Below are 24131 nucleotides of genomic sequence, written 5' to 3' on the forward strand. Positions count from 1 at the left end.
CAACGGTTACGTAGGATAGGGCAAATCACTCCGGGGCCCTGCGTCCGCCCCGCGTGCCGCACGCAGCGAGGTGAAGGAGCCCGACATCGACAGCGCCGACGAAGCGCGCCGGGTGGCGGCCGTGAACCGCTACCTGTCCCTGGACGCCCCCGGTGACGGAGCACTGGACCGGGTGACCTCGCTGGCCGCGCGGATCTTCCACGCCCCCATCGCCACCGTGACCGTCGTCGACGACGAGTGGGTCCGGTGCCGCGCCGCCTACGGGCTGCCGACGCGGCTGTGCCAGGGCAGGCGCGCGACGAGCCTGTGCGCCCGGGCCATCGGCCACGACGGCGTCTCCGTCGTCCCGGACACCCTGGCCGACCCGCACGCCGCGGCCGATCCGATGGTCAGCGGCGAGCCCGGCGTCCGGTTCTACGCGGCGGCACCGATCGTCGCCTCCGGCGGTCACCGCCTCGGCAGCGTCAACGTCATGGACACCCGTCCCCGGCAGGCCGGCGTCGAGGAGCTGGACGCCCTGCAGGATCTGGCCGCCATGGTGACGGGAGAGCTGGAACTGCGGCTGGCCGCCGCGCGCACCGTCGCCACCGAGCGCGAGCTGCGCGCCGGTGCCGAGCGCCTGGCCCGCACCCTGCAGCGCACGCTCCTGCCCCCGGCCCTGCCCCAGGTGCCGGGGCTGCGGGCGGCCGCGGCCTACCACCCCTTCTCCGCGGACGAGGTGGGCGGGGACTTCTACGACCTGTTCCCCCTCGACGGCAACCGCTGGGGGTTCTTCCTGGGGGACGTCTGCGGCAAGGGCGCCGACGCCGCCGCCCTGACCTCCCTGGTCCGCTACACCCTGCGTGCCGCCGCCGTCTACGACCCCGACCCGTGCACGGTGCTGGCCAACCTGGACGCGGTCCTGCACCAGGAGCACGCCGGCAGCCAGGGGCCGCCGCCGTACTGCACCGCCGTCTTCGGAGTCCTGGAGCCCGACGGCGACGGGTTCACCGTCACGCTCGCCGGTGGCGGGCATCCTCCCGCCCTGGCCGTGCGCGCGGCCGGCGGCGTCGAGACCGTCCACCCGGAGGGCGGGCAGCTGATCGGCATCCTGCGCGACCCGCACTTCGCGCAGGTGGGCACCCGCCTGAACGCCGGAGACGCCCTGCTGCTGTACACCGACGGCCTCACCGAGGCCCGCACCGGGACCGGCGCCATGCTGGACGGGGAAGGCCTTGCCGCCTACCTGGCGGCCGCCGCGCCCGCCGACGCGGACGACCTTCTCGTCTCAGTGCATAAACTGATCGCCAGCCTGGGTGAGGGTGTGTCGGACGACACCGCGGTTCTCGCCCTGTCCGTCCCTGCCCGCTCGACGGCCGCCCCCTTCAGGAGCCCTGGTGCGACATGATCACGGTCTGACCATCACCCATCGCTCGCATTCGACACGCGTCCAGGTACTGGTCGTGGCCGGCGACCTGGACCACCACACCGCTCCCCGCCTGCGGGAGGCCCTGGACGGCGTCAGGCTCGAGCGCGGAGCCGGACTGGTGATCGACCTGTCCGCCTTGACGTTCTGCGACTCCACCGGCATCTCGGTACTGGTCGCCGCCCACCAGTACGCCCAGAACGCCGGTGCCGTGCTGGCCCTGGCCGGTCTGGACGCCGACCTCGCCCACGTCTTCCGGATCATGGGCCTGGACCGGTTGTTCTCGTCCTACGACGACGCGGAGAAGGCCATAGCCGCCCTGCAGTGAACCCGGCAGGACGCTCGGAGGGATCGTTCCCGGGCCCGAAACCGTTTGCGGGCACGCCGTCCGCGGCGCCTCGGCTCTCCGAGGCGCCGCGGGCGGCTGCGCGTGCGTGTCAGTTCTTCTTCTCCAGGTCCTCCAGCGCGAGCCTGGTCTTGTCGAAGGGGATGTACGGCGCGGCCTCCTTCGACATGTGCAGGTAGCCCACCGTGTCGGCGTCGACCCAGTAGCAGCGGGTGCCCTCGCCCTCGGCGAGGTTCTGGCAGGCGGCCGCGGCGGGACCCACGCCGGGGTTGACCGGGACCCAGTCCGTCCGCGCCCCGGCCGGCTTGCCGGCCTTCTCGGTCAGCGCGTCCAGGGCGGCCTTGAGGTCGGTCACCTGGGCCTGCGCCCCGGTGGCGGTGATCTGCTGACCCGCGGTGGGGCCCTCGTCGCTCCGGTAGGTCACGGTGAGCTGCTTGCCGGTGATCTTGTGCTGGGCCCCGTCCGGGATCACGTCACCTTCCGCGGCGGGCACGACGGAGACGCGGTCCATCGTGAACAGCTTCTCGGGGAAGGGCTCGCCGAAGGAGCCGGGCGCCTTGGCCGCCACGGTCGCCTCGGCGCCGGCCGTCACGTCGGCATCGACGGTGAAGGTGCATCCCGTCAGGACGCCCGCCATGAGTGCCAGGAGGGAGGTTCTTGCGATGTTCACCCTCCGAGGATCCACCAGCGCACTTGCGCGCCACTTGCATCCCTCTTGTAACCCTCGTACCTAGACGTCCCTTTTACGAAGATCTTGCCGCCGCTATTCGGCCGCGGCGAGCTGGCCGCAGGCGCCGTCGATCTCACGTCCGCGGGTGTCGCGGACCGTGACCGGAACCCCGTGGTGCTCAAGGCGTCGGACGAAGGCCCGCTCGTCCTCGGGGCGGGAGGCGGTCCACTTGGACCCCGGGGTGGGGTTGAGCGGGATCAGGTTGACGTGCACGAGCTTGTTCCTGACCAGCTTGCCCAGCAGGTCGGCCCGCCACTCCTGGTCGTTGATGTCCTTGATCAGGGCGTACTCGATGGAGACCCGGCGCTTGGTCTTCGCCGCGTAGTCCCAGGCGGCGTCGAGGACCTCGGCCACCTTCCAGCGGGTGTTGATCGGCACCAGGGTGTCGCGGAGCTCGTCGTCGGGGGCGTGCAGGGACAGCGCCAGCGTCACCGGCAGACCCTCGGCGGCGAGCTTGCCGATCGCCGGGACCAGGCCGACGGTGGAGACCGTGACACCCCGGGCGGAGATGCCCAGGCCGGAGGGCGAGGGCTCGACCAACCGGCGGACCGCGCCGATCACGGCCTTGTAGTTGGCCAGCGGCTCGCCCATGCCCATGAAGACCACGTTGCTGACCCGGCCGGGCCCCCCCGGGACCTCGCCCTTGGCCAGGGCGCGGGCTCCGGCGACGACCTGCTCGACGATCTCGGCCGTCGACATGTTGCGGGTCAGGCCCGCCTGGCCGGTGGCGCAGAACGGACAGTTCATGCCGCAGCCCGCCTGGGAGGACACGCACATGGTGGTGCGGTCGGTGTAGCGCATGAGCACCGACTCGACCAGTGCCCCGTCGAACAGCCGCCACAACGTCTTGCGGGTGGTGCCGCCGTCGGTGGCCAGTTCCCGGACCGGGGTCAGGAGAGCGGGGAACAGCGCGGCCCCGAGCTTCTCCCGCGCCGCGGCGGGCAGGTCGGTCATCGACTGCGGGTCGCCGTTGAGCTTGTCGAAGTACTGCCGGGAGAGCTGGTCGGCGCGGAACGGCTTCTCACCCAGCTCGGCGACCGCCGCCCGGCGCTCGGCCATGGTCAGGTCGGCCAGGTGGCGTGCGGGCTTGGCCCGTCGGGGCGCCACGAAGGTGAGCTGGCCGGGTGCGGGGGTCCGTGCGGGGGTCCCTGCCGGGCTGGCGGTCGACACGTGCGAAGCCTTCTCTCCACGATTACGCGAACGCTCGAAGTGACGCTCGGCCCTGATCTAGAGTCCGGAGGTATGACGACATTCCGCCCCTCAGGGATGAGGGGAGAAGGCGTCGAGGTCGTGTTGTCCGACGTCAACCCCTACGGGAGCCGGACCCTGGTGGTCGAGCGCGACGAGATTTCGTCGGTAGCTTACCTGTGCGCGCCCGAGGGCACGGTGCACGGAGCCGTATGGCTGGCCAACCACGTACCGGCCCCGCCCACGATCGACCTGAACCGCCTGAACTCCGGACTGCCCCCGGTGGCGCCCCGGGCCAACACCCGGCACCCCTCCGGCAGGCCGCCGCTGGGCACACTGCGATCACTCTGGTTCGAGGAGGGCGACGGCGTCGCCCTGTACGAGAACGACGAACTGCTCGCCGTCATTCCTGGCTGGGCGGATATGACCAGGGCCATGCCGGGCTACGCGCGTGACGCGATCGGCGAGACGCCGTTCGCGTGGTCGCTGGAGGAGGCAGGCGAAGGGCTCTCCCCCCGGCTGGCCAAGGCCCGCGCCTACTGGGAGTGGCGGGGCGGCGACGGCGCCTGGGCCTCGTTCCAGCAGTTCGTGATGGGCCACCTGGACCGGGCCGTCGGATCCGCGGGACGGTTCTGGGACGCGGGCGGCGGACGCCTGCCGACCGTGGGGATCACCGAGCGGCCCCCGGAGCGGGGACGCCCCTACACCATCCTGTCCACGGTGGGGATGAGCTGCCAGCGCATGCCCACCGTGGAGCAGTACATCGACCGGCCGGACGCCTACGCCCGCGTGGAGCTCGCCGTCGCCACCCCCCGCGACCCGCGGGACGCGGCCCGGCTGTTCATGTGGCTGGGCCAGTACCCGTGGCACTCGGTCACCTGGCTCGGGCACGGCCACACCGCCCGCTGGTACCACCGGCCGGAGACCTTCCCGCTCGGCTCCGCCTACAGCGGCGTCATCATGCTGGCAGGGCTCTCCGGGCTGCCCGACCTGTCGGGGTTCACCTTCGGCGGGGACGCCGTGCAATGGCTCTGGCTGGTGCCCGTCACCGCCGACGAGCTGCAGGAGGCGGCCGACGGCTACGAGGTGCTGCTCCCCCGGCTCTCGGCCGACCGGCTCACCCGGGGGACCTGACCGTTCCCGCGGCGCCGTACGGCCCCGTCCTCAGACGAACAGGGTCAGCAGCGCCCAGACCGGGACCACCGCGGCGACGAGGGAGTCGAGGCGGTCCATCATCCCGCCGTGGCCCGGCAGCACGCTGCTCATGTCCTTGATCCCGAGATCCCGCTTGATCACCGACTCGACCAGGTCGCCGAGCGTGGCGAGGACGACGACGACCACGCCGATCAGCACGCCCTTCCAGAGCTCGACCTCCAGCAACCACACCGTCAGCCAGCCGCCCACGGCCATGCAGGCCAGCGCCGAACCGGCGAAGCCCTCCCAGGTCTTCTTCGGGCTGATCACCGGCGACATCTTGTGCCTGCCGAACAGGACCCCCGCGGCGTACCCGCCGATGTCACTGGCGACGGTGGTCGCGATGAACACCACCACCCGGTCCGGCCCCTGGTCCTGGGCGAGCATGAGCGCGACGAACCCGGCGAGCATCGACGGGTAGATCGCGACCAGGGTCATCGCGGTGACGTCGCGGACGTAGCCGTCCGTCCCCCGGAACATCCGCCAGATCATCAGGCTCATCACGGTCGCCGCGAAGATCCCGAGCAGCCACGCCGGCCCGCCCCAGTAGGCACCGGCGATCATGGCTGTCATCCCGGCGAGCGCGGGGACCGCCGGAACCCTGATCTCCCTGGTCCCGAACGCCTGGACGAGTTCCGCCACCCCGACGCCCACCGCCGCGACCATCACGACGAGGAAGAGTTCCTTGACGGTGTAGAGGGAGCCGATGACAGCCGCTCCCAGGCCCGCACCCACCGCGATCGCGGCGGGGAGGTTCCGTCCGGTACGGCTGGCGCCCGCCGCTGGTTCCACTGGGTCCCACTCTCATACGAAAAATCCTTGTCCCGCGCGGAGAAGGCCACGCGGGACAAGGACCGTTGCTCACACTTCGAGCAGCTCGGCTTCCTTGTGCTTGAGCAGCTCGTCAATCTTGGCGACGTGCTTCTGGGTGAGGTCGTCGAGCTCCTTCTCGGCGCGGCGCACCTCGTCCTCCCCGGCGTCGCCGTCCTTGACCAGCTTGTCGAGGGCCTCCTTGGCGTGCCGGCGGATGTTGCGCACCGAGACCCTGGACTGCTCGGCCTTGGTACGGGCGACCTTGATGTACTCCTTGCGGCGCTCCTCCGACAGCTCGGGGAAGGCCACCCGGATGACCTGGCCGTCGTTGCCCGGGTTGACACCCAGATCGGAGTCCCGGATAGCACGCTCGATCGCGGCCATGGAGCCCTTGTCATACGGCTGGATGATGACCATGCGAGCCTCGGGGACATGGAACGACGCCAGCTGCTGGATGGGCGTGGGCGTCCCGTAGTACTCGGCATTGATCTTGTTGAACATCGACGGGGTGACGCGGCCCGTGCGGATCCCGGCGAAGTCGTCCTTCGCCACCGCGACGGCCTTGTCCATCTTTTCCTCGGCCTCGAGGAGGGTTTCGTCGATCACAGCGGCTCCCTGTCTTCTGAGTTCGCTCGCCATTCCTCACGCGCTTCGCGGGCCGCTCCTGCGTCGCGTACCGCTCCGCTCGCTCCGTCAGGCTCACTCTCCCTGTCTCCGGGTCGTTCACCCTGCCTCACTCACTTCGCGGGCCGCTCCTGTGTCGCGTACCGCTCCGCTCGCTCCGTCAGGCTCACTCCCTATTTCCCTGCCGGGCTCACCAGCGTGCCGATCTTCTCACCGCGTACCGCCCGCAGGATGTTGCCCTCGCCCATGAGGTCGAAGACCACGATCGGCAGACCGTTGTCCATGCAGAGGCTGATGGCGGTGGCGTCCATGACGCCGAGACCACGGGTCAGGACCTCACCATATTCGAGATGGTCGAACCGGACCGCGTCGGGATTCTTCCGCGGGTCGGCGTCGTAGACACCGTCGACCTGGGTGCCCTTCAGCAGCGCCTCCGCACCGATCTCCAGCGCGCGCTGCGCGGCGCACGTGTCGGTGGAGAAGAACGGCGAGCCGAGCCCCGCCCCGAAGATCACCACTCGCCCCTTCTCCAGGTGGCGGATGGCGCGGCGCGGCAGGAAGGGCTCGGCCACCTGCTGCATGGTGATGGCCGTCTGGACACGGGTCTCGATGCCCCGCTTCTCCAGGAAGTCCTGCAGCGCCAGGCAGTTGATGACGGTGCCGAGCATGCCCATGTAATCCGCCCGGGCACGGTCCATACCGCCCTCCGACAGCGCGGCGCCGCGGAACATGTTGCCCCCGCCGACCACGACGGAGACCTGCACGCCCACCCGGACGGCCTCGGCGATCGAGTCGGCCAGGTGGCTGACCACCACGGGGTCGATGCCCATCGGGTCGCCGCCGGCGAACGCCTCGCCGGACAGCTTCAGCATGACGCGCTTCCAGCGAAGCGAGCCCGCATACGACGAAACCGCCGGCGTAGCGGGTTCTGAGTTCTCCTGCACGACGGCGGCCTCCTCGTAGCTGTTCTGTTGAGAGAAGCTGGGACAAGCCTACGGCTTGTTCCCCGGATCCTCCCGCCAAGGCGTGTCCGGTGGCACCCCGCCGCGGCGAGGACCCGGGGAGCAGACGCTAGGCCTGGCCGACCTTGTAACGGACGAAGGCCTGGACCTTGACGCCGTTCTCGCCGGCGTACTTCTCGATCGTCTTCTTGTTGTCCTTGACGAACGCCTGCTGGAGCAGGGTGAAGTCCTTGTACCAGCCGTTGATGCGGCCCTCGACGATCTTGGCGATGGCGGCCTCGGGCTTGCCCTCCTCGCGGGTCATCTCCTCGAAGAGCGAGCGCTCCTTCTCGATGACGTCGGCGGGGACCTCGTCGGCGCTGAGGTACTGGGGGGCCATCGCGGCGGCGTGCTGCGCGATGTCCTTGGCGACCTCGGCGTTGGCGGTGTCGAGCTGCACGAGCACGCCGACCGTCGGCGGGAGCTGCGGGTCGGTCTTGTGCATGTAGGCGCCGACGTAGCCACCCTCGAGCACCGCGAAGCGGCGGATCTCGATCTTCTCGCCGAGCGCGGCGTTGGCCTCGTCGAGCTGCTCCTTGACGGTCTTGCCGTCGAGCTGCGACTCGAGCAGCGCCGGCACGTCGGCCGGCTTGGTGGCCAGGATGTGCGCGACGACCTGGGCGGCCAGCTCCTGGAAGCGCTCGCCCTTGGCGACGAAGTCGGTCTCGCAGTTGAGCTCCAGCAGCGCGGCGGCGGAGTCGCCGTCCTGCTTCAGGGCGACCAGGCCGTTGGAGGCGGTGCGCGCCTCGCGCTTGCCGACGCCCTTGGCGCCCTTGAGGCGCAGGATCTCGACGGCGCGCTCGAAGTCGCCCTCAGACTCCTCCAGAGCCTTCTTGCAGTCCATCATGCCGGCCGCGGTCAGCTCACGAAGCCGCTTGACGTCGGCCATGTTCACGGAAGCCATTGTCTTTTCCTCGTGGGAATCGTCACTGATCTCAGGAGTCGGCATGAGATCAGGGTTCTGGGTGGACCCGGACGGGCGCCCTCGTCGAGAGCCGCCCGTCCGGAAGGAGCCTTGCGGGTCGTACGGCCGCATGCCGTACGGGAGAACTGTCGTGCCCCTCCCGCCGGTCCCCACCCGTCGCGCGGCCCAGGGCGGCACCTCGACGCAGTGCCGTCGTCCCTGGTCCGCGCTTCGGGCGTATCCCGGCGGTCGCGGTCCTAGGCCTGCTCGGCCTCGGCGTCGGCGTCGGCGTCGGCGGCCGGAGCGGCCTCAGTCTCGGCCTCAGCCTCGGCGGCCGGAGCGGCCTCGGCCTCGGCGTCGTTCTCGACCGCCGGGGCGGCCTCGGCCTCGCGGGCGCCGGCGCCCTCGAGAAGCTCCTGCTCCCACTCGGCCAGCGGCTCGGCGCCACCGGCGACGGCGGGCTTGTCGTCGCCGCCACGACCGGCGCCGGCGCGGGCCATGAGGCCGGCGGCGACGGCGTCGGCGACGACGCGGGTCAGCAGGTCGACGGCGCGGATGGCGTCGTCGTTACCCGGGATCGGGTAGTCGACCTCGTCCGGGTCGCAGTTGGTGTCGAGGATCGCGACGACCGGGATGTTGAGCTTGCGGGCTTCGCTGATCCCGATGTGCTCCTTCTTGGTGTCGACGACCCACACCGCGCTGGGAACACGGGACATGTCCCGGATGCCGCCGAGGGTGCGCTCCAGCTTCTCCTTCTCGCGACGGCGCATGAGGAGCTCCTTCTTGGTGAGCCCCGAGCCGGCGACGTTGTCGAAGTCGAGCTCCTCGAGCTCCTTCAGACGCTGGAGCCGCTTGTGCACGGTGGAGAAGTTGGTGAGCATGCCGCCCAGCCAGCGCTGGTTGACGTACGGCATGCCGACGCGGGAGGCCTGCTCGGCGATGGCCTCCTGGGCCTGCTTCTTCGTGCCGATGAACATGATCGTGCCACCGTGCGCGACGGTCTCCTTGACGAAGTCGTAGGCACGGTCGATGTAGGACAGCGACTTCTGCAGGTCGATGATGTAGATGCCGTTGCGCTCGGTGAAGATGAAGCGCTTCATCTTCGGGTTCCAGCGGCGGGTCTGGTGGCCGAAGTGAACGCCGCTCTCGAGCAGCTGTCGCATGGTGACGACGGGGGTGGACATGGAATTGTCCTCCAGGTCGTGGCGCCCATCGCTGGGCGCGGTTCCGGTTGACGCGGCAACCCGCGGTTGCCGCCCTGATGCCCCCAGGCCGCTCCCGCCGGGCTCTCGCCCGGACCGGGGGAACGGCCCCTGCTGGGGCATGCGAAGTCGGCCTGCCACCGGCAGGCCATCGGAAATTGTACCCGTAGAGACGCCGCCTCCCGACCCTCGCGGGTCAAGCCCTCGTGTCAGCTGCCCGACGGCAGCCCATGGGGACGCCGCTCGGCACGCGGGAACAGCGTGATGTGGGCCTCGGCGACCCGCGCTCCCGCCGGGGCCTGGCTCCGGTCCCGCCGGTTGATCGAGTAGGGGGCGAGGAGCTTGTCGATCTGCTCGGCGACCCCCTTCATCTCGGCCGCGTCGAGAAAGAGGACGGAACGGGAGAACAGCGTCGCGTCCCGCCACTCCTCCGGCTCCCGGTCAAGGCTGTCGAGGGCGCGCGTGACCTCTGCGGCCGCCTCGTCGCGGATCATCGTGATCAGCGTGTTCTTGGCCGCCCGCACTTCCGGCTGGTCGTCGGCTTCGATGCCGACGCTCCATCCCTCGGTGACCCTGCGCCACAACCGCTCCCTGCCGTCCCCGCGCGGCGGCGCGTCCTCCACGAAGCCGTACTTGGCGAGCATGCGCAGGTGGTAGCTCGCCGCGCTCGGGGTGATCCCGACGACCTCCGCAACGTCGGTCGCGGTCGCCGTACCGTCCACCTGGATCTTGTTCAGGATGGCGAGTCGCGCCGGGTGGGCGAGCGCCCGCATCGCCCTGGGGTCGCTGAGCGTCCGCTCTTTCTCGGTCATGCGGAAACCGTACCCACTCCCAGATATGAAGCATTGCCTTCACAATCCTGAAGGGTTACCTTCATAAATATGAAGCGAACCCTTCAGAAAGGCTCGTGACGCCTGATGCTCCAGCCCGCCCCCCCTCCGCAGGCAGCGCGACTACCGGCTGCTGCTCTCCGCCCGCGCCGTCTCCGAGACCGGCACCGAGGTCTCCCGTCTCGCCGTCCCGCTGACCGCCGCCACCCTGCTCGGCGCCTCCCCCGTCCAGATGGGGGTGCTCACCGCCGCCGCCTCGCTCCCCTACCTGCTGATCGGACTCCAGTCCGGGGCCGTCGCCGACCGCAGACGGCACCACCGGCCGGTCATGGTCGCCTGCGAGGCGATCTCCGCCGTCGCCGCGGCCTCGATCCCCCTGGCCTGGATCACCGGCCTGCTGACCGTGCCGTGGCTGATCGCGGTGACCTTCGCCGTCGGCTCCTGCGCGACGGTCTTCCGGGCCTTCACCTTCCCGCACCTGACCTCGGTGGTCCACGAGAGCCAGCGGCCCCAGGCCCTCGCGGGCTTCCAGTCGGCCTACTCGCTGGCCGCCGTCGGCGGTCCCGGCCTGGCCGGAGCCCTCGTCCAGCTCGTCACCGCACCGCTGGCGATGCTGGTCAACGCGGTGTCGTTCCTGGCCTCGGCGTTCCTGATCCAGAGCATCAGGGCCCCGGAGAACCACACCCCGGCCGGACGCCGGGGGATGCGGACCGAGATCCGGGAAGGGCTGGCCGCGGTCACCGGGCATCCGGCACTCCGCGCGCTCTGCGGCGCCGGAGTGGTGATCAACTTCTTCGGCAGCGCCTACATGGCCCTGTTCGTCATCTACGCGATCACCGTTCTCTCCCTGCCCTCAGGCATGGTCGGCGCGCTCGTCGCCGTCTTCGGCACGGGCGGCCTGCTGGGCGCCGCCGTCACCGCGCGCCTGGTCGAGCGGGTCGGCGAGAACCGCATGCTGGTCTACGCGGTGCTGATCTTCCCGCTGGACTTCGTGACCGCGGCGCTCGCCTCCGGCCCGGCCTGGGCCAAATTCGCGCTCATGTCCGCCAGCACCCTGATCTCCGGTGCGGCCGTCGTCGCCTTCTCCGTCTGCTTCGGCGCCATCGTCCTCCGCGAGGCCCCCGCCGAGCTGCTCGGCCGGGTCAACGCCACGATGGTCTTCGCCATCCAGGGCGTGCTCGCCCTCGGCGGTCTCGCCGGCGGTCTGCTCGGCGAACTGCTGGGCCTGCGCCCGGTGTTGTGGATCTGCGCGGCGGGGGTGACGTCGGCCATCCCGCTGATCTGGCGCTCCCCGCTCGGTCCCGGCGCCGGGCGGCGCGCGCCGGACGACGGCGGGCGGCTCTCCCACGGCCGTGAGATGCGCCTGTACGGCGGCGGGTCCATCCGGTACGACGGCGAGTCCACCCGGCGCGGAGCCCGATCCACCCGCCCCGGCGACGATCTCGTCCGGTACGGCGTCCGCCGCCCGTCCACAGCCCTGTCCGACTGTCCCCAGAATCCCGATCGGTTCATCACGCACGCATGGCCGATCTCATCCTTGCGGATGTGACCACGCGCATCCTCACCGTCCTCGCCCTCCTGCCGGCCCTGGTGACCACCGCCCCCGCCGACCGGCCGATCCCCGCCCACTCCCCGGCCCCTTTCCCCGCACACCAGAGGGCGGCGCAACCCCCGCCCCGATGGCAGTGGCCCCTGCCCGGCCGTCCCCGGATCCTGCGAGGCTTCGCCCCTCCCCCGCAGCCCTGGCTCCCCGGGCACCGGGGCGTCGACCTCGCCGCGGCCCCCGGGGCGGAGATCCGCTCGGCGGGTCCGGGCAGGGTCGGCCACGCCGGCCCGGTCGCCGGGCGAGGGGTCATCACGGTGATCCATCCAGGTGGCCTGAGAACGACCTACCTCCCCGTCCGGGCGTCGGTGCGGCCGGGCCGGGCAGTGGCGTCCGGCGAGGTGATCGGCCTCCTGGAGAACCTCCCCGCGCCCCTCTCCGGGCACTGCCCGGCCGCCTGCCTCCACTGGGGGCTGCTCCGTGATCGCGACTATCTCGACCCGCTCCTCCTGCTCGGTCTCGGCCGGGTCCGCCTCCTGCCCGTCTGGACCGGCGCCCCGTCCTGACCCGGGATCACGGACCGCCGGGACGCAGGCGCCACCCCCGGCGGACCCGCTCGACGTAACCCGCGGCGGCCAGGCCGCCGAGGCAGGAGAGCACGGTCTCCAGATCGACGCCCGCCTCCACGGCGATCGTCGCGGGCCCCGCCCCGGTCCGGGCCGGTACGGCCTCCAGCACCCGGCGGGTCTCGGGGGCGAGCACGTCACGGGGGAGCACCGGGCCCCGGGCCTCGGGGGCGAGGTCGTCCCCGATCGTGCCGACGAGCTCGATCATCTCCTCGGGAGTGGTGACGCATGTCGCCGCGCCCTGGCGGATCAGCCGGTGACACCCCGCCGACGTATCCGAGGTCACCGGTCCCGGCACGGCGGCCAGGTGCCGGTTGAGCGCCACGGCGTGACCGGCCGTGTTGACCGCCCCGCTGCGCACCGCGGCCTCGACGACCACGGTGCCCCGGGACAGGGCGGCGATGAGCCGGTTGCGGACCAGGAAACGCGGCCGGGTCGGCCGGACGCCCATCGGGCACTCGCTCACCAGCAGGCCCTGCTCGCGAACGGCCGCGAACAGGTCGTGGTGCGCGCTGGGGTAGGACACGTCGACACCGCAGGCGAGTACGGCGACGGTGGACGCGCCGCCCGCCAGGGCCCCGCGGTGGGCCGCGCCGTCGATGCCGTAGGCGCCGCCGGAGACCACCCCGTACCCCCGGCCGCCCAGTCCGGCGCCGAACTCCGCCGCGACGTGCGCGCCGTACGGCGTGGCGGCGCGGGAACCGACGACCGCGACCGACCGGAGACAGGAGAGGCGCAGGTTCGCCTCGCCCCACAGCCACAGGGCACGCGGCCGGACCCCTCCAAGGTCGTCCAGCTGGGTCGGCCACTCCGGATCCCCGGGGATGATCAGGCGTGCTCCGATCCGGGCTCCTTCCGCCAGGTCCCGGCCGGGGTCGGTGCCCTCCAGACGCGCGCTCCAGGAGGCGAGAAGCCGGCCGAGCCGCTCCGTCGGCTCCTCGTCCCCCCGTACTCCGCGGGTGCCCTGCCCACAGGTGTCCGCGAACCAGCGGACGAACCGCGGGTCCAGCCGTCCCGCCCGGATCTGCGCGACGGCGGACTCCGTGCCGCAGGAGGCCACGAGCCCGCCCATCACCGCGTCGTCGGGCTCGGCCAGCCGCATCAGCGCCACCCGCGCGAGCCGGTCGTTCACCGCTCCTCTCCCAGCCAGAGGCCGAGCGCGGAGTTGGTGTCCTCCACCCCCGGACGCCCTCCGCCCCTGAGGTCCGCCAGCGTCCAGGCGACCCTGAGCACCCGGTCGAGGCCCCGCGCGCTGAGCGTCCCGGCATCCAGGCAGCTCAGCAGCGGCGCCATGGCCTTCGCCGGCAGGCGGTACTCGCCGTGCAGGGCCCCGGTGGGCACATGCGCGTTGCACCGCCACGGCCTGCCCGCGAACCGCTCGGCGGCACGCTCACGGGCGAGCAGGACCCGCTCGGCCACGACCTGGCTCGACTCGATGAACCGGCGGTCGGCGAGCAGCTCCCGCCGGGTCGACCGCAGGAGCGTGGCCTTGACGTCGACCCGGTCCAGCAACGGCCCGGAGAGCCTTGCCAGGTAACGGCGGCGGGTCGTGGGGGTGCACCGGCACGGATCCCCGGACCGGGACGGCCGCGCGCACGGGCACGGGTTCGCGGCCAGCACGAGCATGAACCGGGCCGGGAACGTGACCGAGCCCATGGACCTGGACACCGTCACCTTGCCGGACTCCAGGGGCTGGCGGAGCGCGTCGAGGACGCTCATCGGATATTCGGGGGCCTCGTCCATGAAGAGGACCCCCTGATGGGCCAGGGAGACGGCCCCGGGTCTGATGGTCCCGCTGCCGCCGCCGATGACGGCCGCGATGGTCGCCGTGTGGTGGGGAGCCACGAAGGGCGCGCGGGCCAGCAGCGGGCGGCCCTCCGGCAACGTCCCGGCGACCGAGTGGATCGCGGTCACCTCAAGGGCCTGCTCACGGTCGAGCGGGGGCAGCAGCGTGGGCAGCCGCTCGGCCAGCATGGTCTTCCCGGTGCCCGGCGGACCCAGCATCCAGAGGTTGTGCCCTCCCGCGGCGCAGACCTCGACGGCACGACGGGCGAACGGCTGCCCCGCCACATCCTTCAGGTCGGGGACCACCTGCTCCGCCGCCCCGCCATCCGGCGCCCCCGGCTCACCACCGGAACCCACCGCGCCGTCGGAGCCGGGCTCACTGTGGAACGGGCCGTCCGTGAGCGTGGGCAGATTGACCGGATCATCGCTGCGCAGCCATCCCACCAGCTCACCGAGGGTCGTCACGGGGATCACCTCCAGGTCCGGCACCAGATGCGCCTCAGCCGCGTTGCGCGCCGGGACCACGACCGTGCGCGCACCCGCGGCGGCGGCGGCGAGCACGGCGGGGAGCACACCCCTGACCGGCCTGATCGAGCCGTCGAGCCCGAGCTCTCCGAGGAAGAAGAGAGAGGCGACCTTCGCCCGGGGAACCGCCCCCGCGGCGGCGAGCAGGGCGACCGCTATGGCCAGGTCGAAAGCGCTCCCCCGTTTCGGCAGGCTGGCGGGGAACAGGCTCACGGTGATGCGCGCGTCGGGCCAGGGGTGGTGGCTGTTGACCACGGCGGAACGGACCCGGTCCCGCGCCTCGCTCAGCGCGGTGTCCAGCATGCCGATGAGATGCGTGCCCGCCATGCCGTTGCCCACGTCGGCTTCGACGTCGACGACGTGGCCGGTCACCCCGATCAGGCAGACGCAACGGGTGCGTGCGACGGCCACGTCATCCCACCTCCCCGGCGACGCGGATGACCCATGACAGTCCGGAGGGCATCTAGCACACCCCCCGCTCGTGGCGGATGGCGAAGTCCCCGGCGAAGCGCTCCAGCGCCACCACATCGATCCGGATCGAGTCGAACCGCTCGCGTCGCGTTCTCACCCACTGGACGGCGAGCCTGCGCAACCGGGCGAGCTTCGCCTCGGTCACCGCCTCGAAAGCGGTTCCGTGCGTCCGGCCGGAGCGGGTTTTCACCTCCACCAGGACAAGCGCCCGCCCGTCCCGGGCGACCACGTCGATCTCCCCGTCGGAACAGCGCCAGTTACGGTCCAGGATCTGCATGCCCTGCGTCAGCAGATAGTCGACGGCGACCTGTTCGCCGTGCCTGCCGAGCTCGTCCTTCATGGCCATGGAACCACCTCCGGTCCCCGACCTTCGCCCACCCCGGAGCCCCTCCGGAGGAGCGGGCCCGATCCTGTGGACGCCGGTCCGGTAACCGGTGACGCCTGTGGAAACCACGGGCCGGCGGCAGGTTCGGGCGTAGCCACGGTGAGCGACCGTAAGGGGGCGCCGGGCATCCGCCTACCGGCGTCCCGAGGGGAGGGGGGCCACCACGACAGCGGGGCGGGGGCGGCAAGGCGCCGTACGGAGGGAGGGCGTACGGAGGGAGGGCGGTGATGCCCCGGGAGGCCGTACGGAGGGAGGCCGTACGGAGGGAGGGCGGTGGTGTCCCGGAAGGCCGTACGGCTTCAGGTGGTGGAAGAGGCCGCAGAGGAAAGCACCCGTGCCGGTCCGGCGGGGTGACACGGGGTGTGAAGAACGACGGCGGTGCCCGCCGGCCAGAGGCGGAGCGGGGAAGGGCCGCTCAGCCGGAGAAGCCCTCCTTGGGCATCTCGAGATCGGGCTTGGCCAGTTCTTCCACGTTGACGTCCTTGAAGGTGACGACACGGACGTTCTTGACGAAGCGGGCCGGGCGGTACATGTCCCACACCCAGGCGTCCTGCATCTTCACGTCGAAGAACACATCCCCGTTCTCCGCCGTACGGACGTCCAGGTCGACGGAGTTGGTCAGATAGAAACGCCGTTCGGTTTCCACGACATAGGTGAACAGGCCGACGACATCGCGGTATTCACGGTAAAGCTGCAGCTCCATCTCAGTTTCGTACTTCTCGAGATCTTCTGCGCTCATCCGGTCCTCCTGTCACGCACCTTCCGGCCCGCCCACTCGGGCGATACCGGCCCCCACCTCATTGTTCCCCATCACTCCACCCCATCCGGACCACGCCGCCGCCAAAGAGCCGGGCCGGGGCGGGCTGTGCCCGCGGACCTGGGGTTTCCCTACTCTCCCTTGCCGAACGACTGCGTGAACGTGTCCGGTCTCGACAGGACGGTCGCCCGCGAGAACGGCCAGTAGATCGCGACGGCCCGGCCGATCACGTCGTCCTCGGAGATCGTTCCGTTCTGTTCCTGCTCCTCGTGCCCGCGGGAGTCGTAGGAGGCGGAGCGGTGGTCGCCCATGACCCACAACCGTCCTGCGGGGACGACCTTCTCGAACTCGTCGCCCGAGGGGAGGTCATCGGGGTGGATGTAGCCCTCCTGCAGGGGCACCCCGTTGACGGTGATCCGGCGCTTGGCGTCGCAGCACTTCACCGTGTCACCGCCGACCGCGATGACGCGCTTGATGGTGTCCTCGCCGCCCCAGCCCTTGAAGACCACGATGTCGCCGCGCTCGGACGTGCCGTGCAGCTTGTTGACCACCACCCGGTCGTTCTTCAGGAGGGTGTTCTCCATCGACTCCGACGGGATGTAGAACGACTGGAAGACGAATGCCTGCAGCAGCAGCGCCACGACGACGCCGGAGAGCAGCAGGAACAGGGTCTCGCGCAGGCCGCCGCCCTTCTTGCCTGAGGGCTTGTCCTGCTTGTCCTGCTCGTTCTCGGGTTCCTTGCGCTCGGGTTCAACAGTCATGAGGTACGGCTACCGCCTTGCGAGCCTGCGACGACGCCACAACACCAGCGGGACGGCACCCGCCACGCCCCCGAGGAAGGGAACGGCCCCTCCCAGGGCGGCGGCGGTCCGCAGCGCCGGCTGGCTGAACGTCTCGGGGATGGGGAGAGTGGTGGCCCTGGAGAAGGGCCAGACGATGACGAAGGCCCGGCCGATCACCTGGTCGACCGGGATCGTGCCGCCACCGGGGTCGCCCTGGTGCTCACGGGAGTCGAGGGAGACCGCGCGGTGGTCGCCCATGACCCAGAGCCGGCCCGGGGGAACCTTGATCTCGAAGGGATCCTTGGACGGCTCGTCGTTCGGGTAGAGGTAGGCCTCCTCGTCGATGGGGACCCCGTTGACGGTGACCCGGCCCTTGGCGTCGCAGCACTTCACCGTGTCGCCGGGGATCCCGATGACGCGCTTGATGTAGTCCTTCTCTCCGGGCACCACGCCGAAGGCGGTGCCCACCGAGTGGAAGAAGGACGCGATGGGGTTGGACGGCTCCTCGTACTCCACCTCGCCGTCCCACGAATCCACGCCCGAGAAGACCACCACGTCGCCGCGTTCGATGTCGCGGACGTGGTAGACGAGCTTGTTGACCAGGACCCGGTCGTTCTTCAGGAGGGTGTTCTCCATCGACTCCGACGGGATGTAGAACGCCTGGACGATGAAGGTCTTGATCAGGAACGCGAGAACCAGTGCGACAACGACCAGGACAGGCAGTTCCTTCCAGAAGGAACCCTTCTTCTTGTCCTTGTCGCTCTTGGCGGTCTTCTTGGTGTCTTCCGCGACCACATCCACCTCGTCCTCGACAGGTCGATGCGAGGCTGCGTCGCACGCCCGGTCTTCGCTAGTCATCTCTGACGAGCCTAGATGATGACCGGAGCTCAGTGGTCGAGCCGGTGGTTAAGGGCTGCTCCGGATTCCACAAGATCCCACGGAGGAGCCCAGGCCCCCGGCGGGGAAGCCCTCCCGCCGGGGACTTTTCCACATATCCCCGGGAACATCAGCCGGGCGCGCCGCGGCCCCACATGGGGACGGCCCGCCCTCCGGAAGGAGGACGGGCCGGAGCCGTGAACCGTCAGCGGGCCTCGCGACGCTCGCGGATGCGGGCGGCCTTGCCGCGCAGGTCGCGCATGTAGTAGAGCTTGGCGCGGCGGACGTCACCACGGGTCACAACGGTGATCTTCTCGATGACCGGGCTGTGGACCGGGAAGGTGCGCTCGACGCCGACACCGTAGCTGATCTTGCGGACGGTGAAGGTCTCGCGGGCGCCGCCGCCCTGGCGGCGCAGGACGAAGCCCTTGAAGACCTGGACTCGGGAGCGGTTGCCCTCGATGACCCGGACGTGCACCTCGAGCGTGTCACCGGGACGGAAGTCCGGGACGTCGCTGCGGAGCGTGGCCTTCTCGAGCTCGGTGATCAGCGTGTGCATGACAGTGGTACCTCATTTACGCGAGCACGCGGAGGTCCACCCGGCCGCGGGGAAGCGGCATCGCGGTGGACGCACATGCTGGACTGGTAGATGTCTTGAGAACCGGGCCCGTCGGCCCGGCGGCGCGCGCCGGCCTGCGGGCAGGCAGCGGCAACGATTCAGTCTGCCATATTTTCGCGGCCCACCGGAAATCCGATCTCCTCCAGGAGCCGCCGGTCGTGCTTGTCCAGGTTCTGCAGGTCGAGCGTCGCGAGCAGCTCGGGCCGGTTCTTCGCGGTACGGCGCAGCGCCTCGTCCCGCCGCCACCGGGCGACCTTCCCGTGGTGACCGGAGAGCAGCACCTCCGGCACCTCGTGCCCCCGCCACCGCGGTGGCTTGGTGTAGACCGGACCTTCGAGGAGGTTCTCCATGCTGCCCGGGGCGAAGGAGTCGTCCGCCACCGAGCAGGCGTTGCCCAGCACCCCCGGCAGGAGCCGTCCGATCGCCTCGACCATCACCAGCACCGCGGCCTCACCCCCGGCGAGCACGTAGTCGCCGATGCTGACCTCGTCCACCCGCAGCCGGGCACCGTACTCGGCCATGACCCGCGAGTCGATGCCCTCGTAACGGGCCGGGGTGAACAGCAGCCAGGGCTCCTCGGCGTACTCCATGGCGAGTCTCTGGGTGAAGGGCGTGCCGCTCGGCGTCGGGACGATGATCCGGGGCGTGGCGGCCGGGTCCGCGGCGAGGACCTCGTCGATGGCCTCGCCCCACGGCTCAGGCTTCATGACCATGCCGGGGCCGCCGCCGTAGGGGGTGTCGTCCACGGTTCGGTGCACGTCGTACGTCCAGTCGCGGAGCTGGTGCAGGCGGACGTCGAGGATGCCGCGCTCGCGGGCCTTGCCGATGAGCGAGACGTCGAGCGGGGCGAAGTACTCGGGGAAGATGGAGATGATGTCGACGCGCATGTCAGACGGCCTGGTCCGGGTCCAGCAGGCCCGCCGGGGCGTCGACCAGGAGCGTGCCGTTCTCCAGGTCGATCTCCGGGACCAGGGCCTTCACGAACGGGACGTAGACCTCCCCGGTCTTCCCCGCCGCTCCGCCGCTCCGCCGGATCACCAGGAGATCCTGACCGTGGTGGAGCACGTCGCTCACCTCCCCGACCCGCTCCCCGTCAGGGGTGATCACGGTGAGGCCGATGAGCTGGTGGTCGTAGAACTCGTCGGGATCGTCGGAGGGGAGGATGTCCGCCGAGTCGATGACGAGCGTGGTGCCGCGGAGTCCCTCGGCTCGATCGCGGTCGTCCACGCCCTCGAAGCGGACCAGGAGGATCCCGGAGTGCCAGCGCCGGGACGCGACGACGAGCGGGCCGGCGGAGGCGGGGTCGGTGGCGATGGTCTCCCCTGCGGCGAAACGCCGCTCGGGGTCGTCGGTGCGCACTTCCACGGTCACCTCGCCGCGGAGCCCGTGCGGGCGGCCGATCCGGCCAACGACAAGCTGCACGCCCGTCTCTCCCCTGATGTCGTGTGGATAAGGTGTCGTACGCAGTCCCAGGAAAGTCGCAGGAAAAGAGACTGCGGAAAGAAAAACAAACGGGTCACCCACGAGGTGGATGACCCGTCCGCTCGGTGGATCTCGTGTCGGCCGCGGCGTCAGCGGATCTCATCCCGGTCGAGCAGGTCGACCCGGATGTACTTGCCGTCGCCAAGGGCGTTCACAACGGTGCGGAGCGCCTTGGCCGTACGGCCGCCACGGCCGATGACCTTGCCCAGGTCCTCAGGGTGGACCCGGACCTCAAGCACGCGCCCGCTGCGGATGCGGCGAGCCCGGACCTGGATCTCGTCGGGATGCTCGACGATGCCCTTCACCAGGTGCTCGAGGGCCTCCTCGAGCACCTCAGGCCTCGCCTTCCGGCTTCTCCTCGGCGGCGACCGGCTCGGCCGGGGTCTCGGCGGCCTCGTCGGCCTTCGGGGCCTTCTTGGCCGACTTCTTCGGCGTGGTGGCGGTGTCGAGAGACAGGGTCTCCTTGGCCGCGGCCTCGTAGGCGGCGTGACGGTCCGGCTTGGGCTCGGCGACGAGCTTCGGAGCCGGGGCGGGCTCGCCCTTGAACTTCTGCCAGTCACCGGTGATCTTGAGGAGCTTCAGCACCGGCTCGGTCGGCTGCGCGCCGACACCCAGCCAGTAGGCCGCCCGCTCGGCGTCGATCTCGATGCGCGAGGGGTTCTCCTTGGGGTGGTACAGGCCGATCTCCTCGATCGCCCGGCCGTCACGCTTGGTGCGGCTGTCGGCGATGACGACACGGTACTGCGGGTTGCGGATCATGCCGAGCCGCTTGAGCTTGATCTTGACTGCCACGGGTGTGGTCTCTCCTGCATTAGAGCGTGGGTGAGCGGCGTCTCATCGAGTGGGGCACGAAGAGCGGGCCGTTCGAGGGACAGGCACGACCGGCGGGGGTTAGAGGGCGCCCACCTGGTCGGGATGTTCCAACATGCCATTGTGCCAGACGCGGGAGAGTGCCCGGTCAGACAACCTCCATCTTCCCCGGTGACGTGGGGAAAATCTCGGCGATCCGCCTGTCCGCGGCCCGGCCCGGCAGGTCCGGCGCCGCCCGGACGACCGCGGGAAGGCGGTCGCCCGGCGGCCCCAGGCAGGTCCGGCAGGTCCGGCAGGTCCGGCAGGTCCGGCAGGTCCGGCGGGTCCGGGCCGGTTACTTGGGCCGGACCCCCAGCAGCTCCAGAGCCGCCACGGCGATGAAGGCGATGATGATGACCATCCAGATCCACCGGCTGCGCCGGTAGAACTTGTCCTCACTCATTTCTGCCCCGGGAACTTGAACGTGGAGGGGTCGAAGCCCGGCGGCAGTTCCATGCCGGGCGGGAGCTGGCCGGCGCCCAGGTTCCCCAGCGCGCCGCCGAGGTTGGGGGCCTTGCTCCCGGCACCGGCTCCGGCGCCCTTGCCGAGCGCGGCCTTGCGCGGGTCACCGCTGACGCGCCGCCCCTTGGCCGCCTTCTTCTGCGCGGCCTTGCCCTTGCGGCCGCCCGGCATGCCGGGGAGGCCCAGCCCGCCGGCCATCCGCTTCATCACCTTCTGCGCCTCGAAGAAGCGGACGACGAGGTTGTTCACCTCGGTCACCGTGACGCCGGAACCCCTGGCGATGCGCTCGCGGCGCGACCCCTTGATGATCTTCGGGTCGGCGCGCTCGGCCGGCGTCATCGAGCGGATGATGGCCGCGATGCGGTCGAGATCGCGATCGTCGATCTGGTTGAGCTGGTCGCGCATCTGCCCCATGCCGGGCATCATGCCGAGCAGGTTCTTGATGGGGCCCATCTTGCGGACCATCATCATCTGCTCGAGGAAGTCCTCCAGCGTGAAGCCCTCGCCCGAGGTGAGCTTGCCCGCCATCTTGGCGGCTTCCTGCTCGTCGAAGGTCTTCTGGGCCTGCTCGATCAGGGTGAGGATGTCACCCATGTCGAGGATGCGGGAGGCCATCCGGTCCGGGTGGAAGGCGTCGAAGTCCTCGAGCTTCTCACCGGTGGACGCGAACATGATCGGCTTGCCGGTGATGTGGCGGACCGACAGGGCGGCGCCGCCGCGGGCGTCGCCGTCGAGCTTGGTCAGCACGACGCCGTCGAAACCGACGCCCTCCATGAAGGCCTGGGCCGTGGAGACGGCGTCCTGACCGATCATGGCGTCGACGACGAACAGGACCTCGTCGGGCGAGACCGCGTCGCGGATGTCCGCGGCCTGCTTCATCAGCTCCTGGTCGATGCCCAGGCGGCCGGCGGTGTCGATGATGACGATGTCGTGCTGCTGCCGCCGGGCGTGGTCGATCGACTGCCGGGCCACCGCGATCGGGTCTCCGACGCCGTTGCCGGGCTCGGGCGCGTAGACCGCCACCCCCGCCCGCTCGGCCACGACGGACAGCTGCTGGACCGCGTTGGGCCGCTGCAGGTCGGCGGCGACCAGCAGCGGGGCGTGGTTCTGCTCCCGCAGCCAGCGGGCGAGCTTGCCCGCCAGCGTGGTCTTACCGGCACCCTGGAGACCCGCGAGCATGATGACGGTCGGCGGGTTCTTGGCCAGGCGGAGCCGCCTGGTCTCACCGCCCAGAATCTCGATCAGCTCATCGTTGACGATCTTTACGACCTGCTGGGCCGGGTTCAGCGCCTGGGAGACCTCCGCGCCGCGGGCGCGCTCCTTGACCTGGGCGACGAACGTCTTGACGACGGGCAGCGCCACGTCGGCCTCGAGCAGTGCGATACGGATCTCGCGGCAGGTCGCGTCGATGTCGGCATCGGAGAGCCGACCCTTGGACCGAAGGGAGGAGAAGACCGATGTGAGCCGGTCGGAAAGCGTCTCGAACACGTGATTGGCCAGCCTCTGCGCTACAGGTCTGCGACTCGACCTCCCAGCCTATCCGCTGGGAGACGGGTCCGGCGCCCCGGTGGGGTCTCACCCTGCGGGGCGCCGTGAGCCGGAGGGGGCCCGCAGGCGGCGGGGCCCGCCGGGGGACCGGGGCCCGCCGCCGGGTTCAGCGGCCCCAGCCCGGAACAGCCATCCGCATGGTCAGCGCGTGCTCGACCAGGGTGATCAGGGTCGACTTCACCGCGTCGCGGGAGCGCGCGTCGGTCCGCGAGATCGGGATGTCGGGGGCGAGCGTCAACGCCTCCCGCACCTCCTCCTCACCGTGCAGATAGGTCCCGTCCCAGCCGTTGAGCGCCACGACGAAGGGGAGGCCGGCCTCCTCGAAGTAGTCGATCGCCGGGAAGCTGTCGGCCAGCCGCCGGGTGTCGACCAGCACGATCGCGCCGATCGCACCGCGCACCAGGTCATCCCACATGAACCAGAACCGGTGCTGACCCGGCGTACCGAACAGATACAAGATCAGATCGCTGTCCAGCGAGACCCGGCCGAAGTCCATCGCCACCGTGGTGGTCGTCTTGTTCGGGGTCATGCCGAGGTCGTCGACACCCGAGCTGGCCTCGGTCATGACCGCCTCGGTGGTCAACGGGAGGATCTCGGACACGGCGCCCACGAATGTGGTCTTGCCGACGCCGAACCCGCCCGCGACGACAATCTTGGTCGAGGTGAGGCCGCCACCGCGGCTAGAGCCTGCGAAGTCCACTGAGCACCCTTTCCAGCAGGTTGAGATCCGGCTTTCCCGCGTTCAGCTGCGGTTGGTGCAGCTGGACCAGCCCCTCGGCCGCCATGTCGGCGACCAGGATCCTGGTGACACCGAGGGGGATGCGGAGCATCGCCGAGATCTCAGCGACCGAACGCACATGCCGGCACAGGGCGCCGATGGCCTGGTACTCCGGCGTGCGGGTGGATAGATCGTGATGGATCGACATCGCCGAGGAGACCAGGGCCTCCATGGCGAGCTGGGTCCGGGGGGCGGTCCGCCCTCCGGTCACGGCGTACGGCCTGACCAGGGAGCTCTGCTCCGCCGGCGCCGGTCGCACATGGTGTTGCACATGGTGTGGAGGACCGCCCTGCCGGTGGGCGTCGTCCATCGGCCGGTAGGGTGGCCCGCCCGTCGGGTCTCCCCCACCGGTCCAGCCATGGTCTGCCACGGCACCCTCCTAGGGACAGTTTCTGCCGTGGCGCCG

Annotated in this window: 27 protein-coding genes; 5 read left to right on the top strand and 22 right to left on the bottom strand. The window is 70.6% G+C overall.

Annotated features, from left to right (window positions below; all coding sequences use genetic code 11):
• Window positions 1–70: 70 nt before the first annotated feature.
• Window positions 71–1387 carry a PP2C family protein-serine/threonine phosphatase gene (locus IEZ08_RS26910; RefSeq protein WP_068921799.1) on the top strand — a complete coding sequence of 439 codons (1317 nt, stop codon included), beginning with the start codon at window positions 71–73 and terminating at the stop codon, window positions 1385–1387.
• On the top strand, window positions 1377–1733 hold the full coding sequence (locus IEZ08_RS26915; RefSeq protein ID WP_229803523.1) for an STAS domain-containing protein: 357 nt from the start codon (window positions 1377–1379) through the stop codon (window positions 1731–1733). Before IEZ08_RS26910 ends, IEZ08_RS26915 begins: the two co-directional genes overlap by 11 nt.
• 109 nt (window positions 1734–1842) lie before the next feature.
• On the opposite strand, the gene IEZ08_RS26920 is transcribed toward IEZ08_RS26915, so the two are convergent.
• On the bottom strand, window positions 1843–2421 hold the full coding sequence (locus IEZ08_RS26920) for a hypothetical protein (RefSeq protein WP_189243236.1): 579 nt from the start codon (window positions 2419–2421) through the stop codon (window positions 1843–1845).
• Window positions 2422–2514: 93 nt separating this feature from the next.
• Window positions 2515–3651, bottom strand: coding sequence for a dual-specificity RNA methyltransferase RlmN (gene rlmN / locus IEZ08_RS26925; protein ID WP_068921797.1), 1137 nt, complete (start codon window positions 3649–3651; stop codon window positions 2515–2517).
• 72 nt (window positions 3652–3723) lie between these two features.
• Between rlmN and IEZ08_RS26930 the strand changes: the two genes are divergently transcribed.
• Window positions 3724–4803 carry a suppressor of fused domain protein gene (locus IEZ08_RS26930; RefSeq protein WP_084779639.1) on the top strand — a complete coding sequence of 360 codons (1080 nt, stop codon included), beginning with the start codon at window positions 3724–3726 and terminating at the stop codon, window positions 4801–4803.
• 30 nt (window positions 4804–4833) lie between these two features.
• Here IEZ08_RS26930 and IEZ08_RS26935 read toward each other — a convergent pair whose 3' ends face one another.
• The 6 genes from IEZ08_RS26935 to IEZ08_RS26960 form a co-directional block, all read right to left on the bottom strand.
• Complete coding sequence (locus tag IEZ08_RS26935) at window positions 4834–5655, bottom strand: phosphatidate cytidylyltransferase (protein ID WP_068921795.1); 822 nt, start codon at window positions 5653–5655, stop codon at window positions 4834–4836.
• Window positions 5656–5724: 69 nt separating this feature from the next.
• On the bottom strand, window positions 5725–6282 hold the full coding sequence (gene frr / locus IEZ08_RS26940) for a ribosome recycling factor (protein ID WP_068921794.1): 558 nt from the start codon (window positions 6280–6282) through the stop codon (window positions 5725–5727).
• A gap of 191 nt (window positions 6283–6473) precedes the next feature.
• On the bottom strand, window positions 6474–7172 hold the full coding sequence (gene pyrH, locus IEZ08_RS26945; protein WP_229803524.1) for a UMP kinase: 699 nt from the start codon (window positions 7170–7172) through the stop codon (window positions 6474–6476).
• A gap of 199 nt (window positions 7173–7371) precedes the next feature.
• Entirely contained in the window at window positions 7372–8205 is an 834-nt protein-coding gene (gene tsf / locus IEZ08_RS26950) for a translation elongation factor Ts (protein WP_068921792.1), read from the bottom strand.
• 257 nt (window positions 8206–8462) lie between these two features.
• Window positions 8463–9389, bottom strand: coding sequence for a 30S ribosomal protein S2 (gene rpsB, locus IEZ08_RS26955; protein WP_189243237.1), 927 nt, complete (start codon window positions 9387–9389; stop codon window positions 8463–8465).
• A 227-nt stretch (window positions 9390–9616) separates the two neighbouring features.
• Window positions 9617–10219, bottom strand: coding sequence for an ArsR/SmtB family transcription factor (locus IEZ08_RS26960; RefSeq protein ID WP_068921790.1), 603 nt, complete (start codon window positions 10217–10219; stop codon window positions 9617–9619).
• A 151-nt stretch (window positions 10220–10370) separates the two neighbouring features.
• Between IEZ08_RS26960 and IEZ08_RS26965 the strand changes: the two genes are divergently transcribed.
• On the top strand, window positions 10371–11786 hold the full coding sequence (locus IEZ08_RS26965) for an MFS transporter (RefSeq protein WP_229803530.1): 1416 nt from the start codon (window positions 10371–10373) through the stop codon (window positions 11784–11786).
• Window positions 11783–12346: a murein hydrolase activator EnvC family protein gene (locus IEZ08_RS26970; RefSeq protein WP_229803525.1), complete on the top strand. Its 564-nt coding sequence runs from the start codon at window positions 11783–11785 to the stop codon at window positions 12344–12346. Before IEZ08_RS26965 ends, IEZ08_RS26970 begins: the two co-directional genes overlap by 4 nt.
• A 7-nt stretch (window positions 12347–12353) precedes the next feature.
• Here the strand turns inward: IEZ08_RS26970 and dprA are convergent, their stop codons facing one another.
• From dprA to IEZ08_RS27040, 14 genes are all read right to left on the bottom strand, one after another.
• Window positions 12354–13538, bottom strand: coding sequence for a DNA-processing protein DprA (dprA, locus tag IEZ08_RS26975; RefSeq protein ID WP_084779637.1), 1185 nt, complete (start codon window positions 13536–13538; stop codon window positions 12354–12356).
• Window positions 13535–15127 (bottom strand): YifB family Mg chelatase-like AAA ATPase, encoded by a 1593-nt coding sequence (locus IEZ08_RS26980; RefSeq protein WP_189243239.1) that lies wholly within the window; start codon window positions 15125–15127, stop codon window positions 13535–13537. The genes dprA and IEZ08_RS26980 overlap by 4 nt, the downstream gene beginning before the upstream one ends.
• Window positions 15128–15179: 52 nt before the next feature.
• Window positions 15180–15533 carry a YraN family protein gene (locus IEZ08_RS26985; RefSeq protein WP_068921787.1) on the bottom strand — a complete coding sequence of 118 codons (354 nt, stop codon included), beginning with the start codon at window positions 15531–15533 and terminating at the stop codon, window positions 15180–15182.
• Between the two features lie 454 nt (window positions 15534–15987).
• Entirely contained in the window at window positions 15988–16311 is a 324-nt protein-coding gene (locus tag IEZ08_RS26990) for a DUF2469 domain-containing protein (RefSeq protein WP_067184127.1), read from the bottom strand.
• A gap of 149 nt (window positions 16312–16460) precedes the next feature.
• Window positions 16461–17090, bottom strand: coding sequence for a signal peptidase I (lepB, locus tag IEZ08_RS26995; protein WP_189243240.1), 630 nt, complete (start codon window positions 17088–17090; stop codon window positions 16461–16463).
• A gap of 9 nt (window positions 17091–17099) precedes the next feature.
• Complete coding sequence (lepB, locus tag IEZ08_RS27000; RefSeq protein WP_068921785.1) at window positions 17100–17969, bottom strand: signal peptidase I; 870 nt, start codon at window positions 17967–17969, stop codon at window positions 17100–17102.
• A gap of 223 nt (window positions 17970–18192) precedes the next feature.
• Entirely contained in the window at window positions 18193–18546 is a 354-nt protein-coding gene (gene rplS, locus IEZ08_RS27005) for a 50S ribosomal protein L19 (RefSeq protein ID WP_068921784.1), read from the bottom strand.
• A 158-nt stretch (window positions 18547–18704) separates the two neighbouring features.
• Entirely contained in the window at window positions 18705–19493 is a 789-nt protein-coding gene (gene trmD / locus IEZ08_RS27010; RefSeq protein WP_068921783.1) for a tRNA (guanosine(37)-N1)-methyltransferase TrmD, read from the bottom strand.
• A 1-nt stretch (window position 19494) separates the two neighbouring features.
• Window positions 19495–20028, bottom strand: coding sequence for a ribosome maturation factor RimM (gene rimM / locus IEZ08_RS27015; protein WP_189243241.1), 534 nt, complete (start codon window positions 20026–20028; stop codon window positions 19495–19497).
• 149 nt (window positions 20029–20177) lie between these two features.
• Window positions 20178–20420, bottom strand: a complete 243-nt coding sequence (locus IEZ08_RS27020) for an RNA-binding protein (RefSeq protein ID WP_068921781.1) — start codon at window positions 20418–20420, stop codon at window positions 20178–20180.
• Between the two features lies 1 nt (window position 20421).
• On the bottom strand, window positions 20422–20880 hold the full coding sequence (gene rpsP / locus IEZ08_RS27025; protein ID WP_068921780.1) for a 30S ribosomal protein S16: 459 nt from the start codon (window positions 20878–20880) through the stop codon (window positions 20422–20424).
• A gap of 456 nt (window positions 20881–21336) precedes the next feature.
• A complete protein-coding gene (ffh, locus tag IEZ08_RS27030; protein WP_068921779.1) occupies window positions 21337–22887 on the bottom strand; it encodes a signal recognition particle protein in 1551 nt (516 codons plus the stop codon).
• A 166-nt stretch (window positions 22888–23053) separates the two neighbouring features.
• On the bottom strand, window positions 23054–23647 hold the full coding sequence (locus tag IEZ08_RS27035; protein ID WP_189243242.1) for a GTP-binding protein: 594 nt from the start codon (window positions 23645–23647) through the stop codon (window positions 23054–23056).
• Window positions 23628–24035: a DUF742 domain-containing protein gene (locus IEZ08_RS27040; protein ID WP_084779636.1), complete on the bottom strand. Its 408-nt coding sequence runs from the start codon at window positions 24033–24035 to the stop codon at window positions 23628–23630. Before IEZ08_RS27040 ends, IEZ08_RS27035 begins: the two co-directional genes overlap by 20 nt.
• Window positions 24036–24131 lie beyond the last annotated feature (96 nt).

It is taken from the genome of Planobispora rosea, assembly GCF_014648175.1.
Taxonomy (GTDB): Bacteria; Actinomycetota; Actinomycetes; order Streptosporangiales; family Streptosporangiaceae; genus Planobispora; species Planobispora rosea.